Annotated in this window: 15 protein-coding genes and 1 pseudogene; 2 read left to right on the top strand and 14 right to left on the bottom strand. The window is 60.2% G+C overall.

Annotated elements, in window-relative coordinates; genetic code table 11:
• Positions 1-280: 280 nt before the first annotated feature.
• Positions 281-1057 (top strand): sulfite exporter TauE/SafE family protein, encoded by a 777-nt coding sequence (locus BQ8482_RS19730; protein ID WP_123149138.1) that lies wholly within the window; start codon positions 281-283, stop codon positions 1055-1057.
• Positions 1058-1308: 251 nt separating this feature from the next.
• Here BQ8482_RS19730 and BQ8482_RS19725 read toward each other — a convergent pair whose 3' ends face one another.
• The 13 genes from BQ8482_RS19725 to ccoN form a co-directional block, all read right to left on the bottom strand.
• A complete protein-coding gene (locus tag BQ8482_RS19725) occupies positions 1309-3210 on the bottom strand; it encodes a putative bifunctional diguanylate cyclase/phosphodiesterase (RefSeq protein ID WP_123149137.1) in 1902 nt (633 codons plus the stop codon).
• Between the two features lie 257 nt (positions 3211-3467).
• Positions 3468-4649, bottom strand: coding sequence for a 5-demethoxyubiquinol-8 5-hydroxylase UbiM (gene ubiM / locus BQ8482_RS19720; protein ID WP_123149136.1), 1182 nt, complete (start codon positions 4647-4649; stop codon positions 3468-3470).
• A complete protein-coding gene (locus BQ8482_RS19715; RefSeq protein ID WP_008871943.1) occupies positions 4649-5044 on the bottom strand; it encodes a globin domain-containing protein in 396 nt (131 codons plus the stop codon). The genes ubiM and BQ8482_RS19715 overlap by 1 nt, the downstream gene beginning before the upstream one ends.
• A 40-nt stretch (positions 5045-5084) precedes the next feature.
• Positions 5085-6986, bottom strand: coding sequence for a glycoside hydrolase family 127 protein (locus BQ8482_RS19710; protein WP_123149135.1), 1902 nt, complete (start codon positions 6984-6986; stop codon positions 5085-5087).
• On the bottom strand, positions 6983-7105 hold the full coding sequence (locus BQ8482_RS40105; RefSeq protein WP_280174574.1) for a hypothetical protein: 123 nt from the start codon (positions 7103-7105) through the stop codon (positions 6983-6985). Before BQ8482_RS40105 ends, BQ8482_RS19710 begins: the two co-directional genes overlap by 4 nt.
• Positions 7106-7325: 220 nt before the next feature.
• Positions 7326-7481, bottom strand: coding sequence for a cbb3-type cytochrome oxidase assembly protein CcoS (ccoS, locus tag BQ8482_RS19705; protein ID WP_008871940.1), 156 nt, complete (start codon positions 7479-7481; stop codon positions 7326-7328).
• A complete protein-coding gene (locus tag BQ8482_RS19700) occupies positions 7478-9760 on the bottom strand; it encodes a cation-translocating P-type ATPase (RefSeq protein ID WP_123149134.1) in 2283 nt (760 codons plus the stop codon). Before BQ8482_RS19700 ends, ccoS begins: the two co-directional genes overlap by 4 nt.
• Positions 9757-10254, bottom strand: a complete 498-nt coding sequence (locus BQ8482_RS19695) for a FixH family protein (RefSeq protein ID WP_008871938.1) — start codon at positions 10252-10254, stop codon at positions 9757-9759. Before BQ8482_RS19695 ends, BQ8482_RS19700 begins: the two co-directional genes overlap by 4 nt.
• The gene (ccoG, locus tag BQ8482_RS19690; RefSeq protein WP_008871937.1) at positions 10251-11810 is read right to left on the bottom strand and encodes a cytochrome c oxidase accessory protein CcoG; all 1560 of its coding nucleotides are present in this window, start codon (positions 11808-11810) and stop codon (positions 10251-10253) included. The genes BQ8482_RS19695 and ccoG overlap by 4 nt, the downstream gene beginning before the upstream one ends.
• Before the next feature lie 166 nt (positions 11811-11976).
• Positions 11977-12840, bottom strand: coding sequence for a cytochrome-c oxidase, cbb3-type subunit III (ccoP, locus tag BQ8482_RS19685; RefSeq protein WP_008871936.1), 864 nt, complete (start codon positions 12838-12840; stop codon positions 11977-11979).
• 2 nt (positions 12841-12842) lie between these two features.
• Entirely contained in the window at positions 12843-12992 is a 150-nt protein-coding gene (locus tag BQ8482_RS19680) for a CcoQ/FixQ family Cbb3-type cytochrome c oxidase assembly chaperone (RefSeq protein WP_040591650.1), read from the bottom strand.
• Positions 12993-13003: 11 nt separating this feature from the next.
• Positions 13004-13735 (bottom strand): cytochrome-c oxidase, cbb3-type subunit II, encoded by a 732-nt coding sequence (gene ccoO / locus BQ8482_RS19675; RefSeq protein ID WP_123149133.1) that lies wholly within the window; start codon positions 13733-13735, stop codon positions 13004-13006.
• Positions 13726-15357 carry a cytochrome-c oxidase, cbb3-type subunit I gene (gene ccoN / locus BQ8482_RS19670; RefSeq protein ID WP_123149132.1) on the bottom strand — a complete coding sequence of 544 codons (1632 nt, stop codon included), beginning with the start codon at positions 15355-15357 and terminating at the stop codon, positions 13726-13728. Before ccoN ends, ccoO begins: the two co-directional genes overlap by 10 nt.
• A gap of 122 nt (positions 15358-15479) precedes the next feature.
• On the opposite strand from ccoN, the pseudogene BQ8482_RS40610 reads away from it, so the two are divergent.
• Positions 15480-16002 (top strand): annotated as a pseudogene (locus BQ8482_RS40610) (IS481 family transposase); the annotation flags it as partial.
• Here BQ8482_RS40610 and BQ8482_RS19660 read toward each other — a convergent pair.
• Positions 15939-16703: a Crp/Fnr family transcriptional regulator gene (locus BQ8482_RS19660; protein WP_123149152.1), complete on the bottom strand. Its 765-nt coding sequence runs from the start codon at positions 16701-16703 to the stop codon at positions 15939-15941. The pseudogene BQ8482_RS40610 and the gene BQ8482_RS19660 overlap by 64 nt on opposite strands.
• Positions 16704-16823 lie beyond the last annotated feature (120 nt).

Raw genomic sequence — 16823 nt, 5'->3', positions numbered from 1 at the left:
CTCTCCAGGACGCGGCCTCGGTCGCCGGCCTGCTGGTCACCACCGAAGCCATGATCGCAGAGGCTCCGAAGAAGGAGTCGGCTGGCGGCGGCATGCCTGCCGGCATGCCCGGCGGCGGCATGGGTGGCATGGGCGGTATGGGCGGTATGGATTTCTAAGGTCCACGCACCTCAACAATCTCGATGGGCGGCAGCGATGCCGCCCTTTTCTCTGACGCGGAGCCAAGCCGGATGCCACATCCACAAGGCTACATACGGCGGCACTTTCACGGCGGACACCAATGACTGACTTCATTCTGTTCGCCGTTGTCGGCTTCCTCGCCCAGGCGGTTGACGGCGCGTTAGGCATGGCCTATGGCGCGATCTCCTCCACCGTGCTGCTCTCCTTCGGTGTTCCGCCGGCGCAGGCTTCCGCCGCGGTACATGCGGCGGAAGTGTTCACCACGGCCGCTTCCGGCACGGCGCACCACTACCACCGCAATATCGACTGGAAGCTGTTCTGGCGGCTTGCTCCTTTCGGCATTCTCGGCGGCTGCCTCGGGGCCTTCGTGCTGACCTCGTTCGACGGCGACATGGTGAAGCCCTACGTCACGACCTATCTCGCTGTGATCGGGCTCTGGCTGTTCCTCCGGTCGTTCCGCAAGATCCCCAGCAATCCGGTTCCTACCCGTCTTGTGGCGCCGCTGGGCACTGTCGGCGGCTTCCTCGACGCTGCAGGTGGCGGCGGATGGGGTCCGATGGTCGTGACCGGACTGCTCGGCGCCGGCGCGCCGCCCCGCTACGTGATCGGCACTGTCAATGCGGCCGAGTTCCTGATCACGCTAGCGGTGTCCGTCACCTTCATCGTCGCGCTCGTCACTGGGCACTGGCAGGAAGCGGGGGCGCTGTCGACACATGCAAGCTCGGTGCTGGGGCTGATCGTGGGCGGCATAGTCGCCGCTCCGCTTGCCGGATGGGTGCTCAAGGCGATTGCCGAGCGGACGCTTTTGCGGCTCGTCGGCTGCCTGATCATGCTGCTCGCTTTGTTCCAGACCGCCCAACAACTGGGATTCGTCTGACCTGAGCAAGCGGACTACCCTTCTAAGCCTTCGCTTTGCTTCCGGACATCATGATCGGCGTAACCGAAGTGAATCGCGGACTGGAGGCGACTTGCCACCCTGGAAAACCTAACCTGCGCCACGAACAGCGTATGGCACGCCAGTGATCAACGCGTTTCCCATTCCCGCCTCGCCCCAGCCCATCGGTCATTTGACGCTCTGCTCGATGCAGTGACTGCTCTGCTCGATGTAGTGACTGATGACGGCGGCGATCAACATTGCTTCGCGTGCTCTTTTAGTGCCAATTCAAGCGCTTGGCTCAAAGGCACCGCCTTGGAGAATAGGAAGCCCTGAGCGGTTCTGCAGCCAAGCTTGTGCAGAATTTGCCGATCCGCCTCTGTTTCGACGCCCTCGGCCATGACATCGATCCCGAGCGCCCGACCAAGATCGATCACCGTTTTGACAAGCAGCCGGTCCTCCCGAGACTTGGCTAAGCCGCGAATGAAGCCTTGGTCTATTTTCACCTTGCGTATCCGACTGTCTTTGAGCGATGCCAACGTGGAAAAGCCGGTGCCGAAGTCATCGAGCGCGATGGAAATGCCGGCATGTGAAAGCCGTCCGACCTTTTCATCTACTCTGTCCGGGTCCACTGGAGATTCTTCGGTAATCTCGATTTCGAACATCGTTGTCGGGAGGTCTCTTGCCGCCAGACCATTCAGAACCATGTCGTCGATATCGCCGGCTTCCAATTCGCGCGGTGAAACATTCATTGCCACACGAACATCTCGACGGTCAGCTTTCACCAAGCCGTCGATAAGAGCACAACAGTCGGAGAATACCGTTTGAGTTAGCAGTTGAAGCATTCCGGTTTCGCGTGCGGCTGTCATGATTTCGGGTGGAGAGATGGAACCATGGATCGGATGGGACCACCTTAGCAAGGCCTCAAAACCGATCACGGCCTCGGTGTCGAGCCTTACGATGGACTGGAACCAAGGTGCCAGCCTTCTCGCCTCTATCGCCGAATGAAGGTCGCGTTCGATGGACTGGCGACGTTGCAATTCCGTGTCGAGTTCGGCATCGAACAGGCGAAATTCGTTCCTGCCACGACGCTTGGCCGTGTAGAGGGCGACATCCGCCCGCAGCAACATTTCCGTCAGCCCCGGCCTTTCAGCCAAGTATATTCCGATCGATGCACCGATCCGGACGGACGCGACCTCACGATAGGGGCTGGCGACTTTGGCTATGATATTGGATGCGAGGGTACTGGGAGAAAGCGAACTCCTGAGCGAGGGAAAAAACAGCACGAACTCATCGCCGCCGATACGGGCGAGCGTTGAGCCTGCCGGCGCTGCCTGCTCTATGCGGCGGGCGATCATGATGAGCAGTTCATCACCGGTCCTGTGACCGTAGGTATCGTTGACAGATTTGAAGCCGTCCAGATCAATCAGCATTGCAACGAACGGGCCGTCCGTATTTTCGAACTGATTGATCGCGTGTTCGAGGCCCCGTCTGTTGAGAAGGGCCGTCAGGTGGTCCTCCCTGGAATTGCGCTCCATTTCCGCCGCAAGCCGCTCCGCCTCATGTCTCAGGCGGCTTGCTTCGCGGAAGCGGGCTTGCCCGACAAACGAGCCTCGAACCAAGCCGGCCATGAAGAGCAGAACGGCAAAAGACAGAATGTAATCTTCAAAGTTGCCTTTCGCCAACAAGCAACCCACCGCGATCAGAAGCGGCGGTGTGATGAAGTTGGTCGCTGCCGCGGCATATGAACTGCCGTATGTAGCCGCACCAGCTGAAATGCCCGCCAGAATAATCAGATGCAGCGGCGCTTGGGGCGTTGTGTAGCCAACAGTAAGGACGGCAAGAAAGGACCAGGCAAACCCTGACAGAAGAGCAAGGATGCCAAACCAGCGAAGCCGCTGCGAAATCCCTGTTAAATCGTCCTGATGCCCCATCTCCTTTAGCTGATAACGGACGAGTCCGAGGCGGGCGGCATTTATCGCATTGACAACCAGGAACCAGATTGCGGCGGCAAAGCCCCCGCCTGAAAAGGCCTGCACGGTCAAAATCAGGCCCGATAGGATAATGCTTATCGGCATTGATACGAAGAGACCTGCCCTTAGGTCAGCAAGCTGATCCTGAAGGATTCTGGCCTCCAGCTCGTCTTCTTTCTTCATGTTCGGACGGGTCAGGTTGCATCTCCTGCTTGTACGCAGCACATGTCTATGCAAGCCTACTAAAGGAGGGGTTAACTATTCAGCGCGACATCAGCCTCTGGGCTGATCAGCCAAATAAAGCGCTGAGACAATACCTCTTCGGGGCGACATTTATGGCCTGCCGCGGGAAGCTGCCGCCTCTGCGTGCAGGGGCAGCGATTACTCCGGCGAATGAGGCCCTCTTTCATCGCGCAAGGTCCAAAGCTGCTGGTACGGTTTCATCGCCTAAGCATGGCCGAAATGCCATGCCGCATAAAGGGAACATGTTGGGCGAACCGAAGCCCCACATGTCTTGCAAGCCGTGCCGCCGGGTGCTCGCTTGAGTAGAGTCCGACGACAATGTTCGTGCCATGGAAGAGCGGCGCCGCTGACAGGCGAAGCCACCTTTCGTATCCGTGCAGCATGTCGGGATCGGCAATCTCGCGACCGTCGCGACATGCTGTTAGGATTCCATAGGCGAGTTGCTTCTGGCTGCTGATACCGATGTTGAAACCATGCGCAGTTACCGGGTGCATGCCGATGGCAGCGTCGCCGATGAGTGCGGCGCTGGGAGCTTGGAATTTGTGCGCCCAAGTCGTGACCAGCGGATAGGCATGGCGCTTGCTTGCCAAGGTCATTTTTCCAAGGCGCCCTCGACACCGGTTCGTCAATTCCATCAGAAACAAATGGTCGCTGAAGGCAAGCAGTCTATCGGCCTCGTTTGAGCACAGGGTGAGCAGCAGCGACGACACGCCCTCCGCCAGGGGCAACATCGCTATCGTCTGATGGTGATCGAACCATTCGATTGCCACCTGGTGGTGGGCGCGCTCATGCCGTACCCGGCATATTAGCATGGAGTAGCCAAGCCGATTGATATCGGCGCCTATGCCGAGCAGATCACGAGTGGCCGACAGACGTGAATCGGCGGCAACCACAAGGCTAGCGTTCAACTGCACGCCATCAGACAGCGTTACGACTGCTCCTGTCTGGCTGGTTGTTGCATCTACGACCGAGTGGCCGCACAGCAGCCGCGCGTGATTCTGCAAGTGGATGGTCTTGAACAGCGCGTCGCGAATTCGGCAATTTGGGACCAAAACTCCGAGGGGTTCTCCAGACCCGCTGGGAGGATCGAAACGCAGAGCGAAAGGGCTCGAACCGTTGAGCACGCGGGCGCCGTGAAGCGGTGATTTGTCCGAAGCGGGGATGGCATCCCAGGCGCCGATCTCGCGAAGGATTCTGATCGAGGCGTGGGTCAGCGCGATTTCCCGACCGTCAAAAGGCGGATTGGCGAGAGTATCGATTGAGTTCTGTTCGACAACTGCGACCTTGAGTTGGCTTTGAGCGAGTGATGCGGCGAAGGAAAGGCCGACCGGCCCGGCTCCGACAACAACGATATCGAATCTGTCCTCAGCGCCGCCCATCAGCGTGCCGCCATCGCGGCGGCTATCCTCGTGAGACGCTGGTTGAGTTCAGCCTCCTGTCGTGCGCTGCGTTCCAATGCCCGCCGTATCGCCTCAAGGCGCAGGGCGGGAAAATCCGCATGTATCAGCAACGAAGCAGGAAATCGCCTCAAACTCGTACGCGGGTGATCGGACCAGCGCTCGCGTCCGCGCAGCCAAGCACATACCCAGCCAGCAAGCGAGATTGTCACGTCGGCAGTTTTTGACCGACGCGGCGCCCTTATCCCCCTGTATGCAGGGTCGGTTCCAATCAGGTCGTGGAACTCGTCAACCAGAGCACGGACCGGTGGACCGCCCGCCGGACGAATGAGAATATTATCTGAGGCTTCTGATGACTGCATCTTGTCGGCATTCATTGGTTGAGAAGTGGCCTCCCATACGGCGACAGCGCTGAATTCAGCTTTCCAGCAGCCACACTTGCATCGAGCCTTTCGCCCGATTGTTCCAGAGATAATATGGCAGAGCGGTTAGCCGGCAGCCCGAAACGATCGGGGGCGCATTCCTGTATAGGCTGTCTCCCCACTCTTGGTCTTCGATACGCTCTGCGGAGGCGGTCAGCGTGACCACGCCATCGAAGAGATCGCCCCGTTCCACCGTTTCGATCCTGGCGTCTCGCGGTAGTTTGAGCTGCTGCACCGCCCCCCCGGGATTGTCGACCTCTTCAACGCAATAAACCAACGGCCCGCGCTTGAGCGCCACCCGGCCGATGTCCTGCTTGACCGAGGGATGAGCATAGATGCGCTCGGGAGAAATCGGTAGCTCGAGGGCGATGGTGTCTCCGGCATTCCATAGCCGCGAGATCGCAAGATAGCCATTTCTGGTGCATGCCGTCACGTCGACTGCACATCCCCCGACCGAAGCTTCGGCTTCATGAGCCCAACCGGGAATGCGGAGATTGATAGTGAACTCGGCCGGCGCGTCAGGGCTGACCTCGATCCTGATCGAGCCGAAAAATGGATAGGCGCTGGTTTCCCGCAGGAACACATTGCCCGTAGCGAGTTGGATGTTCGTCGAAACGCCGCCGTAGAGATGGAAGGCGATTGCGTTTTCACTGGCCGAGACGAAATAGCCTCCGATCGAAGCAATCAGACGAGACGAATTCATCGTGCAGCATGGGCATGAGTGCCAGGCCCATCTGCTGCGTCGCCCATCGCTCTCGAGCGGATTGGAGTAGAAATAGCGCTCGCCATCGCGCGAAAGGCCGGTCAGCGCGCCGTTGAACAACGCCTGTTCCAGAACGTCGGCGTATCGGCCGTCGAGTTCGAGATGCAGCATGCGATGTGCCCAGAAGATCAGGCCTACCGAGGCGCAGGTCTCCGCATACGCCGTATCGTTCGGCAGGTCGTGATCCTCAGTAAAGCCTTCATTCGCGGCAGCCGGACCCAAGCCGGACGTGATGTAGATTTTCGAGGAGATGACGTCGGCCCAGAGCACCTCGCATGCTTTCTTGAGGCTGTCGTCATTCAGTTCCGCCGCGAGGTCGGCCATGGCAGAAAGCATGTACATCGCTCGGACCGCATGTCCGACCACCTTAGTTTGCTCGCGCACCGGCCTGTGCGACTGGTTGTACTCATATCTTTTCGCCCTGAAATCCCTGGGGTGCTCCCCGCGCGCGACCGCTTCCTGATCGAAGTAGTGCGGCTGACGCCCGCGCTCATTCATGAAATAGGCCGCGAGGTCGAGATGCATTCTGTCTCCAGTCAAGCGATAGAGCTTAACGAGGGCCAGCTCGATTTCCTGATGGCCGCAATAGCCGCGCTTCTGGCCGGGGTTCGGGCCGAATGTCTTGCACACATGGTCAACATACCGCTCAAGGATGTCCAGGAGCCGGCGCCGGCCCGTCGCGAGGAAGTAGGCGATACCGCCCTCGAGCAGATGTCCAAGATTGTAGAGTTCGTGATTGTCGCGCAGGTTGGTCCAGCGCTTGTCGGGCTCGCGCTGCAGGTACCAGCAGTTCAGATAACCGTCGGGAGCCTGCGCCTTTTCGAGATCGTCGACAATGTTTTCGATCCATGCCTCGATGTCGGGATCACGCCTGTGTGACAGCGCGTAGGATGCTGCTTCTATCCACTTGCCGGCGTCGGAATCCCAGAGCACCTGCCCGGAATCGTGCTCGTTGCCTGGGACGCTCAGTGGCAGCGACTGGTTCGGCAGTGTGAGGGACAGCAATACACCTTGCTTGCCAAGCTGGACGTGCTGGCTGGGGATGGTCCGTGTCAGCACCGTCTCCAGCCGCTCGCGCCAGAATTGCCCCTCCAGCGCGACATCAACGAACCGAACTGGCTTGAACTCGCTCATTCGAACGCATCGGCTCCTGCAATGACGTGCGCCGGCCTGCTCACGGCTTCGACAATGCCGGCGCCCCCGGCGAACACGGCCAGCACCTGATGCCGCTCAGCTTCCGTCCGGCTAGACATGCGTTCTCCCCTTGAAAAGACTCGTCCATTGAAATCAGGGCGATGAGGAGACAGCACTGATCTGGGTCAGCCAGACATGACAAACCCGCGCCGCCGGTCTATCCGCTCCGTTGCACTTGGAACACGTACATCGCCAGCGCTCGTCCGGCCGAGGGAGGTACTTCGTGGCATCAGCCGCTTGCATGGCGGAATGGGCGACGCAGGCCCTCGAGTGACGGAATCAGCGTTCCGGCCTCTCGTCCCGGTCAATGAGGATACGCTCGGCGGCTCCGTCGAGATCCTCGTATTGACCACTCCTCAAGGCCCACAGGAAGCCAGACAGTCCAAGCCCGCCCAACAACAGAGCCACCGGTATGAGATAGACCAGGATTGTCATGAGGGTTGCGTCAATGTGCCGGTGTGGGAGCGGCTATCAGGCGGAGCAGTTCTCCTTGGCACGTCTGGCACAAAACCTTGCAGCCTCGACGCATTGCCAATGACAAGCAGTGATGAGGCCGACATCGCGATTGCCGCAATCAATGGTGTTACCTGCCCCAAAATGGCGATCGGGACGGCAATGGCGTTGTAGACAATCGCGATGGCGATGTTTTGCCGGATCAGTTGTCCGGCCTTTCGCGAAACGTCGAGGGCAAGGGAGACGGCCGAAAGGCTTTCGTGCAGGAAAACGAAATCCGCAGCTTTGCGGCCGACATCGGCCGCCGTGGCTGGAGCGATCGAGACATGTGCCGCGCCCAGCGCAGGGATGTCGTTGAGGCCGTCGCCAACCATGAGCACCTTGTGGCCGTCCTTCGCCAGGCTTTCAATATACTTGACCTTGCCCGAAGGAAGCAGCGCCGGAACAAAGTGATGTATCCCCAACGTCGTCGCGACCTCGCCGCAGGCAGCCCCGGTATCGCCCGACAGCATTTCCACGGAAACTCGGGCGTTGTTCAATTGCTCGATGGCCGCCCTGGCGTCTGGACGCAGCGCGTCCTTGAAGACAAAGGACGCCACGATGATCCCGTCTTTGGTCAGAACCGTTCCGCCGTATCTGCTTTCGCCACCGGTTCGGGCCTTCCATCCAGCCCAACCGCGCCGCCCCAGTCGCCAGGTGCTTCCCCTCGCGGTGGCTTCGATGCCGAATCCGGGGTGTTCGCTGACAGCTTCGACCTTTGGCTGACCGGCGAAACCGGCAAAGGTCGCAATGGCGTTTGAATGCGGGTGACGGGAGTGCGCGGCCATCTCGGCAGCGATTGCCAGCATGGCCGGATCGACTGACGACGCATTGACGAGCCGGGGCTGTCCGAGCGTAAGCGTTCCTGTCTTGTCGAACACGGCCGTGTCGATCGCCGCCAGGCGCTCCATGGCCGAACCATCCTTGACCATGACACCGCTTTCGAACAGACGCCTCGCAGCGACCACCTGCACGATCGGCACGGCGAGACCGAGCGCACATGGGCAGGTGATGATGAGAACGGCGATTGCGTTTGTTACTGCTCGGTGCCAATCGCCGGTCGCCGCCATCCAGCCAAGGAACGTCAGGAAGGCGGTCAGATGAACCACTGGAGCATAGAGCGCTGAAACGCGTTCGGCGATCCTGCGATAATGCGCGCGACCGCCCTCGGCGGCTTCCATCAGCCGGACCATTTCGGCCAGGAAGGAGTCTTTTGCGGCGGCTGTCGCCTCGACCGTCAGTGGGCCGGTGAGATTGTGCGTGCCGGCCTGCACGGTTTCCCCTGTCGCCACGGTTCTGGGTGTGCTCTCACCGGAAACCAGTGAACAGTCGAGATCCGAAGAGCCTCGAATGACCTTGCCGTCGACGGGAATCCGTTCGCCGGCAGCGATCAGCAACTGCATGCCTGGTTCGATCTCGCCAACCGGCCGGTAGTCGCGCGTGCCATCGTCGCGCAATACTATGGCGCCGCGCGCCGCCAGCCGTGACAGACCGTTCACCGCGGTCCGGGCACGCTCGCGCATCACGTGATCAAGCGTGCGGCCGATCAGCAGGAAGAACAGCAGCGATACCGATGCATCGAAGTAAGCGTGGTCGCCATGGTTGATGGTTTCGTAAAGGCTCATCGCGTAGGCGAGCGAGACACCAACCGCAATCGGCACATCCATGTTCATGCGGCCGTGACGCAATGCGTTCCATGCCGAGCGGAAGTAGATGCCACCAGCGAAGGCGAGCGCGGGGATGGCGATCAGTGCCGAGACCCAGTGGAACAGGTCGCGGGTCGCACCTTCAGCGCCGGACCAGACCGACATTGAAAGCAGCATGATGTTGCCCGCTGCAAAGCCGGCAACCCCCACGGCCCGGATCAGCTCCGATAGCGTCTTGTCCTTCTCCCCTGTCTCGGGCTCGAACAAATGCGCGTCGTATCCCAGCCGTCCAAGCGCGGCGACAAACGGTGGAACCTCATTTCCGCGCCACCGGATCGCAACCCGTTTCGTCGACAGGTTGACACGTACACCCTCGACGCGATCGAGTTTTCCAAGCGCCCTCTCGATACTCTGGATGCAGGCTGCGCAATGCACCGTCGGGACCGAGAGATCGGTTTGGTGCAGATCGCCGCCAAGCGAGCGGCTCGCCAGCCTGACCTCCTGGCTTGATGGCAGGACGGATATGCTGCTTTCCAGATTCAGCGCCGTTTCGGCGCCCGGTGCACAACAGCTCATTGTAACGCTCCATGGGAAATTATAATTCGACGGACGTCGCGATAGGGTTCTGCGAGACCAACATCGGCGTCGACTTGGACGATCCAGACGCCGTCCCTTGGCGTATGCTGGGCGGCAAATTCCTGGCTCGCGGCAGGCGCAAGCATGACGGCTTTGTCCTCGGCCTCGTAGGCGGGATGACGGAACAGGAGCCTGACGCCGTGCAACTGGACCGCTTTGCCGGCGGCCTCGCTGAGGCCGTAGCGGACCTCGCCCCGTGCGATGGTCAGTTTGCCGGTCCAGCCGAGTGCGGCCTGCGCGCGCCCTTCCTCGGCCATCCGGTTGAACTGCTGGCTCGCGACATAAGTATTTTCGACGACAAGACCCGTCCAGCTTGTGCTGGCGAGTGTTGCCATGGTCAGGTTCACACCAACGATCACGCCGAAAAAGCTAAGGATGATACGCAACATATGCCTGCCGGTGAATTCGGGGGGCCTTCGTGCATTGACGCTCATCTAACGATCTCCGGTGCGTTGAACGTGGCCGTGTATTCGTCCGACTCGAAGCTCGCCTTGTCCTCGACCCGGAACTTGAACGTCTGCGCTTGGGCATTGATCTGTTCCGCCGGCTGGCTGACGAAAATCTTCAGCATTTTCAGCCGGTCCGGTTCGACCGGAACGGAGAGGGAGCGATCCGCAGGCATGTCGATCCCGACGACGCTCATCTCGGCATCCGCCAGGCCCTGCATGGTGACGACAATCGTTCTTGGCTCTGGGATCATGTTGAGCAGCTTGACGGTGTAACCATTGCGGATCGAACCATCGGACAGCGTGACGAACTGCGGATTGCGGTCGTGCAGAACGTTGACCTCGAGCCGATCGCGCGTCAGCAGCGAGTAGAGTAAGGCGAGACCGACCGCCGACCACGCACTCATGTAGACGAAGGTGCGCGGTCGAAAGATCTTGCGGACATGGAAATGGGCTAACCTGTTGGAGAAAGCGCTGCCGTCTGTCCGCACCAGCGACGGATTCACCGAGCAAGCGCCGCCTGCGGTCGCCGCCGCCATGTTGGCGTTGTAATCGGACAGCGTCGCATACGAGATCAGCCCGCGCTCCTTGCCGAGTTTGTTCATTACGCCGTCACAGGCGTCGATGCAGAGCGCGCAGGTGATGCATTCGAGCTGCTGGCCGTCGCGGATGTCGATCCCCATCGGACAGACCGCGACACAGGCATTGCAATCAACGCAGTCTCCAACCGGCTGCCCTGCGGCAAGAGCCTTCTTGGCATGGCGCGAACGGGGTTCCCCGCGCCAGTCATTGTAGGTCACAGTGAGCGAATTCTCGTCGAGCATGGCCGCCTGGATGCGCGGCCACGGGCACATGTAGGTGCAGACCTGCTCGCGCATCAGTCCACCGAATGTGTAGGTGGTTGCCGTCAGCACGCCGATGGTGATGTAGGCGACCGGCGCAGCGGTGCCAGCGAAGACCTCGTCAATCAGAGATGGCGCATCGGCGAAATAGAAGATCCAGGCGCCGCCGGTCGCTGCCGCTATGGCCAGCCAGATGGCGTGTCTCGATACACGCAGCACAAGCTTGCGCGCAGTCCAGGATCCCGCGTCGAGCTTTATGCGAGCATTGCGATCTCCCTCGATCGCACGCTCTACAACTAGAAACAGATCGACCCATACCGTCTGCGGGCAGGTATAGCCGCACCAGGCTCTGCCAACGGTGGATGTGATCAGGAAAAGGCCGATGCCGGCCATAACGAGAAGGCCGGCCACATAGTAGAATTCCTGCGGCCAAATCTCGATGAAGAAGAAATAGAAGCGGCGGTTGGCAAGATCGATCAGCACGGCCTGGTCCGGTGCAAACGGACCTCGGTCCCAGCGCAGCCAGGGCGTCAGATAGTAGATCGCCAGCGAGATCGCCATCACCAGCCATTTGAAGCTACGGAAATTACCCGAGATTCGCTTGGGGAAAACCTTCTTGCGTGGAGCATAAAGCGGCTCACGGGTGTTGGGGGAGTCGATCGCTTCTGCTTCGGGCGGTTCTGTCTGCGTTTTATCACGCACGTAGCATCTCCAGTCCCGCTGCCGATGTCAGGGCCGCCCGTGGAACAGCCTCGCCGTAGGCGGTCCGCCCGTGTTGATTCAGGTCGCAGTCGGAATGGTGTCGAGGCCCGGCTCGCGCCGGGCCTCGTCGCTTGGCAGGGGGAGGGCCGAGAATAGGCTTCCGTTCCTATTCTCCGCCGCCAAGCGAATGGACATAGACCGCAAGTTCCTTGACCGTGACCTCGCCGAGACGCCCACCCCAGGCCGGCATGACGCCTTGCTTTGGCGCGCGAACCTGCGCGGCGATAGCCGTCTCGCCCGCCCCGTAGAGCCAGATCGCGTCGGTCAGGTCGGGTGCGCCAAGCTCCGTGTTCCCCTTTGCCTTATCACCATGACAGGCGGCACAATTCTCGGCGAAAACATTGGCGCCGGGTATGACCAATGCTTGATCGCCAACAGCGCCGGAGAGACTCGAGACATAAGCGCTGACCTGTCTAATCTGCTCGGGCGTAATGATGTCACCAAAGGCGGGCATTTCCGACAGGCGCGTGTCGGAGTCGGAGGCAAAGCGGATGCCGTGCGTGATTGTCTGCTGGATCTGCTCGGCCTTGCCGCCCCACAGCCAGTCGTCATCATTCAGGTTGGGAAAGCCCTTCGAACCCTGGGCGCCGGAGCCATGGCACTGAACGCAATTGACCTTGAAGGCGGCGCCACCGGCCGCGATAGCGAATCCGCGCAAAACATCGTCGGCGGCAATCTCGGAGACAGTCTTCGCCTGAAGGGCGGCAACGTACTTGCCCTTGGCGACCTCGGCCGCTGCCAGCTCATTCTTGACATCGTTGCGGCTGGAATAGACGAGCACGCCTCGGGTGGCGGAGCTTAGCATAGGCCATGCGGGATAAGCGATGGTGTAGCCGATCGCCCAGACTATGGTGACGTAGAAGGTGATCACCCACCAGCGCGGGAGCGGATTGTTGAGCTCCTTGATCCCGTCCCATTCATGGCCGGTGGTCGAGACGTCGGAGACTTCGTCAATGTGCTCACCGCTCATGATCAGTCGTCCTTGAGAGGGATTTGAGCAGCTTCGTCGGCTCGCGTCCTGCTGCCGGGACGGAGCGCAAAGGTGATGCATCCGACGAAGAACAGCGCCATAGCGAGCAGGCCCCAAGTGTCGGCAAACGCCCGCATGAAGTTGTAGGTCATCACCATTCTCCTCAGCGGTAACCGGCGGCTTCGTCGTAGTTTTTGAAATCGACCAGAGTGCCAAGCATCTGGAGGTAAGCGACCAGCGCGTCCATCTCGCTGACCTGTTGCGGATTGCCATCGAAGTCACCGAGCTTGGCCTTTGGATACCGCGCTTCAAGACCGGATGGGTCGATGTTGGGATCTGCCTGCGCCATGAGATCGGCATTCGCGCTCGCGATCATGTCGTCGGAGTAGGGCACGCCCACACGGCTGTTCGCGATCAGGTGCGTCGAGAAGTCCTTCACCTCAATCGGCATTTCCTTCAGGAACGCGTAGCTCGGCATTATCGATTCCGGCACCACCGAGCGCGGATCCACAAGGTGCTGAACGTGCCATTCATTCGAATAACGGTCGCCCACCCGCGCGAGATCCGGTCCTGTGCGTTTCGATCCCCACTGGAACGGGTGGTCGTACATCGACTCGGCCGCCAGACTGTAGTGCCCATAGCGCTCGACCTCATCGCGGAACGGCCTGATCATCTGGCTGTGGCAGAGGTAGCAGCCCTCGCGCACATAGATGTTGCGGCCGGCGAGTTCGAGCGGCGAATAGGGCCGCATGCCTTCGACCTTCTCGATCGTATTGTCGAGATAGAAGAGCGGCGCGATCTCGACGATGCCGCCGATCGTCACCACCAGAAGGGAGCCGACGAGAAGAAGCGTGGCGTTCTTCTCGATGACGGCGTGTTTGTCCATCAAGCCCATTTTCTGGCTCCTGATCGCGCAGGTCGGACGGCGGCGATGGGACGCGGCATCGGTTTCTCCTCGCGCTGGTAGCCGAGGATTGTCATGGTGACGTTCCATGCCATGATCAGGGCGCCGGACAGGTACATCGCGCCGCCGATGGCACGCATGATATAGTAGAGATGCATGGCGGCGACAGTTTCGGCGAAGGAGAAGACCAGAAAGCCCTGCTCGTCGTATTCGCGCCACATCAGGCCCTGCATAACGCCGGAGACCCACATCACCGCGGCGTAGACGACGATCCCGAGCGTTGCCAGCCAGAAGTGCCAGTTGACGAGCCGCAGCGAATAGAGCCGCTCGCGGTTCCACAACTTCGGCACCATGAAATAGATCGCGCCAAACGAAATCATGCCGACCCAACCGAGCGCGCCGGAATGCACGTGGCCGATGGTCCAGTCGGTGTAGTGCGACAGCGAATTGACAGCCTTGATTGACATCATCGGGCCTTCGAAAGTGGACATGCCATAGAAGGCTATGGCCATGACCATCATGCGGATGATCGGGTCCGTCCGCAGCTTGTCCCAAGCGCCGGACAGCGTCATCAGGCCGTTGATCATGCCGCCCCAGGAGGGCATCCAAAGCATGATCGAGAACGCCATGCCGAGCGTCTGCGCCCAGTCGGGCAAGGCGGTATAGTGGAGGTGGTGCGGGCCGGCCCAGATGTAGAGAAAGATCAGCGCCCAGAAGTGGATGATCGACAGCCGGTAGGAATAGACTGGCCGGTTCGCCTGCTTGGGCACGAAATAGTACATCATGCCAAGGAAGCCGGCGGTGAGAAAGAAGCCTACGGCATTGTGGCCGTACCACCACTGCGTCAAGGCGTCCTGGACGCCGGAGAAGGCTGAATAGCTTTTTGAACCCACGAACGAGACTGGCATCGACAGGTTGTTGATCACATGCAGCATCGCGATGGTCACGATGAAGGACAAGTAGAACCAGTTGGCGACGTAGATGTGCGGTTCCCTGCGCTTCAGGATGGTACCGAGGAACAGGACGAGGTAGGCGACCCAGACCATTGTCAGCCAAAGATCCACATACCATTCGGGCTCGGCGTATTCGCGGCTTTCGGTGATGCCGAGCAGGTAGCCCGTCGCAGCCATGACGATGAACAGCTGATAGCCCCAGAACACGAACCAGGCGAGATTGCCGCCGAACAGCCGGGCGCGGCAGGTGCGCTGTACGACATAAAGGGACGTGCAAAGCAGCGCATTGCCGCCGAAGGCAAAAACCACGCCGGATGTATGCAACGGCCGCAAGCGGCCAAAGTTGAACCAGGGCTCGACGCTGAGATCGGGATAGGCAAGCTGCAGCGCGATGACCACACCAACCAGCATGCCTACGACGCCCCAAAACACCGTCGCCACGGCCCCGTAACGGGTTGGACCGTCCATAAAAGCGGCGGGGTCTATCGGAACTGCAGGCTTGAACTCCGTATTGCGCAACAGGATCGCGGTGCAACCAGCTACGGCGAAGAACAACACCCACATATGCTGGCGGAAAGGTTCATCTACGCCGAAACCGGCAGCCACCAGGGCCGCAAAAGCGAACAGGCTTAGAAGCACGATCTCTGTGCCGAATTTCATCGCAAATCCCGATCTCGAATCCGGCGGACGCCAAATCCGCTGTGCATCAATTGCGCAGCCGCCGCCTGCTCGCCCTGATCCATGTCAGGGGCCGCACGATTTTTCGGCAGCTAGGTTGACCTTCGCGGCGGCCGCTGCGCTACGCCAACCAGCTGCCCGACCAGATCGAGCTGACGATCGTCGCAACCAAGAAGGACAAGCCGCACTGGGCGCCAGGAAGATTAGGGAGCTCCTGATCAGGAGGCTCGCCGGCGATGTCCGCATACCCTCGAAGAGCCCGGTGCATGCCGTGCTCGATCGTCACGGCCTGTAAAGCGCTCCCGTCAGCGGCAGCGCTTCGGCACGCAACTATCACCAACGCGTTGTGGTGCACGGACTTCTAAGGGGAGTTCCGGCGGGCGATGGTCGTTATTGTGACGGTCACCGACCCGGCCTCGCGCTACCTGCTCCCCTGCGAAGCGCTCGAATCGAAGAAGGAAGGACCGATCATCGAGGCCGCCATCCGCCTGTTCAGGGAACGCGGCCTGCCTTCCGCCATCAGGAGCGACAACGGCCTGCCCCTTCTCTTCGCCGAACGGCCTCTACAACCTGTCCAGGCTGTCGGTCTTCTGGCTCAGGCTCGGCATCGCCATCGAGCGCAGCCGGCTCATGCTGTCCACCATCACATGGCGTGTGTTCTCGATCCGGATCACGCCGTCAGCCCGCAATTGCGTCAGCTGCCGGCTCACAGTCTCGTTCGTGATTCCAAGAAAATCAGAGATCTCGGCACGCGTCAGCGGCAGATCGAAGGACGCTGACCTGGCTACCGGGTCAACACTGGAATCGATATTCCGAGCGATCATGAGGAGAAAACTCGCCACCTTTTCCGATGCGGTCTTGCGCCCCAACGTCACCAGCCACTCGCGTGCTTCATCGAGTTCATTCAGCGTCTGCTTGAGCAGGCGATGCTCGAATTCCGGCGACCCCTTCATCATCCGTTCGACGGCTGCCCTTGGAAACGAGCACAGCGTGACAACTGTCACCGCTTCCGCATTGATCGAGCTTTCCACCTTAAAAGGACGTCCCAGAAAATGCGGTGCAAACTGGAGACCGACGATCTGCTGGCGACCATCGGAAAGGCTCTTTGTCAGCTTTACCACGCCTGAAAGCAGGTTCGAATAGCTGTCGACCGCCTGTGCGTCGCCGATCAGTTCCACTCCTGACTCGATCTGGCGCCGCGAGCAAGTCTTGGCGAGCCCAACCAAATTGTCTGGATCAAGCGCACCGCAGACGCCGCGATGCCGTGCTTCGCAATGGACGCAAAGAACGGGAATACCGGAAGTGTGAATGTGTCGCCGTACTGACATGCGCTCGCTCAACCCGATCCCAAGTGCCGGCAGGATACCAATCTAGGGTAGAAAAATCCTTGCGGCAGTTTGTCCGAGTTGCTGATTGACCGAAATCAGGGCTTTGGCTCGCCAATAAGC

This window comes from Mesorhizobium delmotii (assembly GCF_900149755.1).
Lineage (GTDB): Bacteria > Pseudomonadota > Alphaproteobacteria > Rhizobiales > Rhizobiaceae > Mesorhizobium > Mesorhizobium delmotii.
Note: the sequence above shows the minus strand (reverse complement) of the source record. Positions and strands in the feature narration are given on the sequence as shown.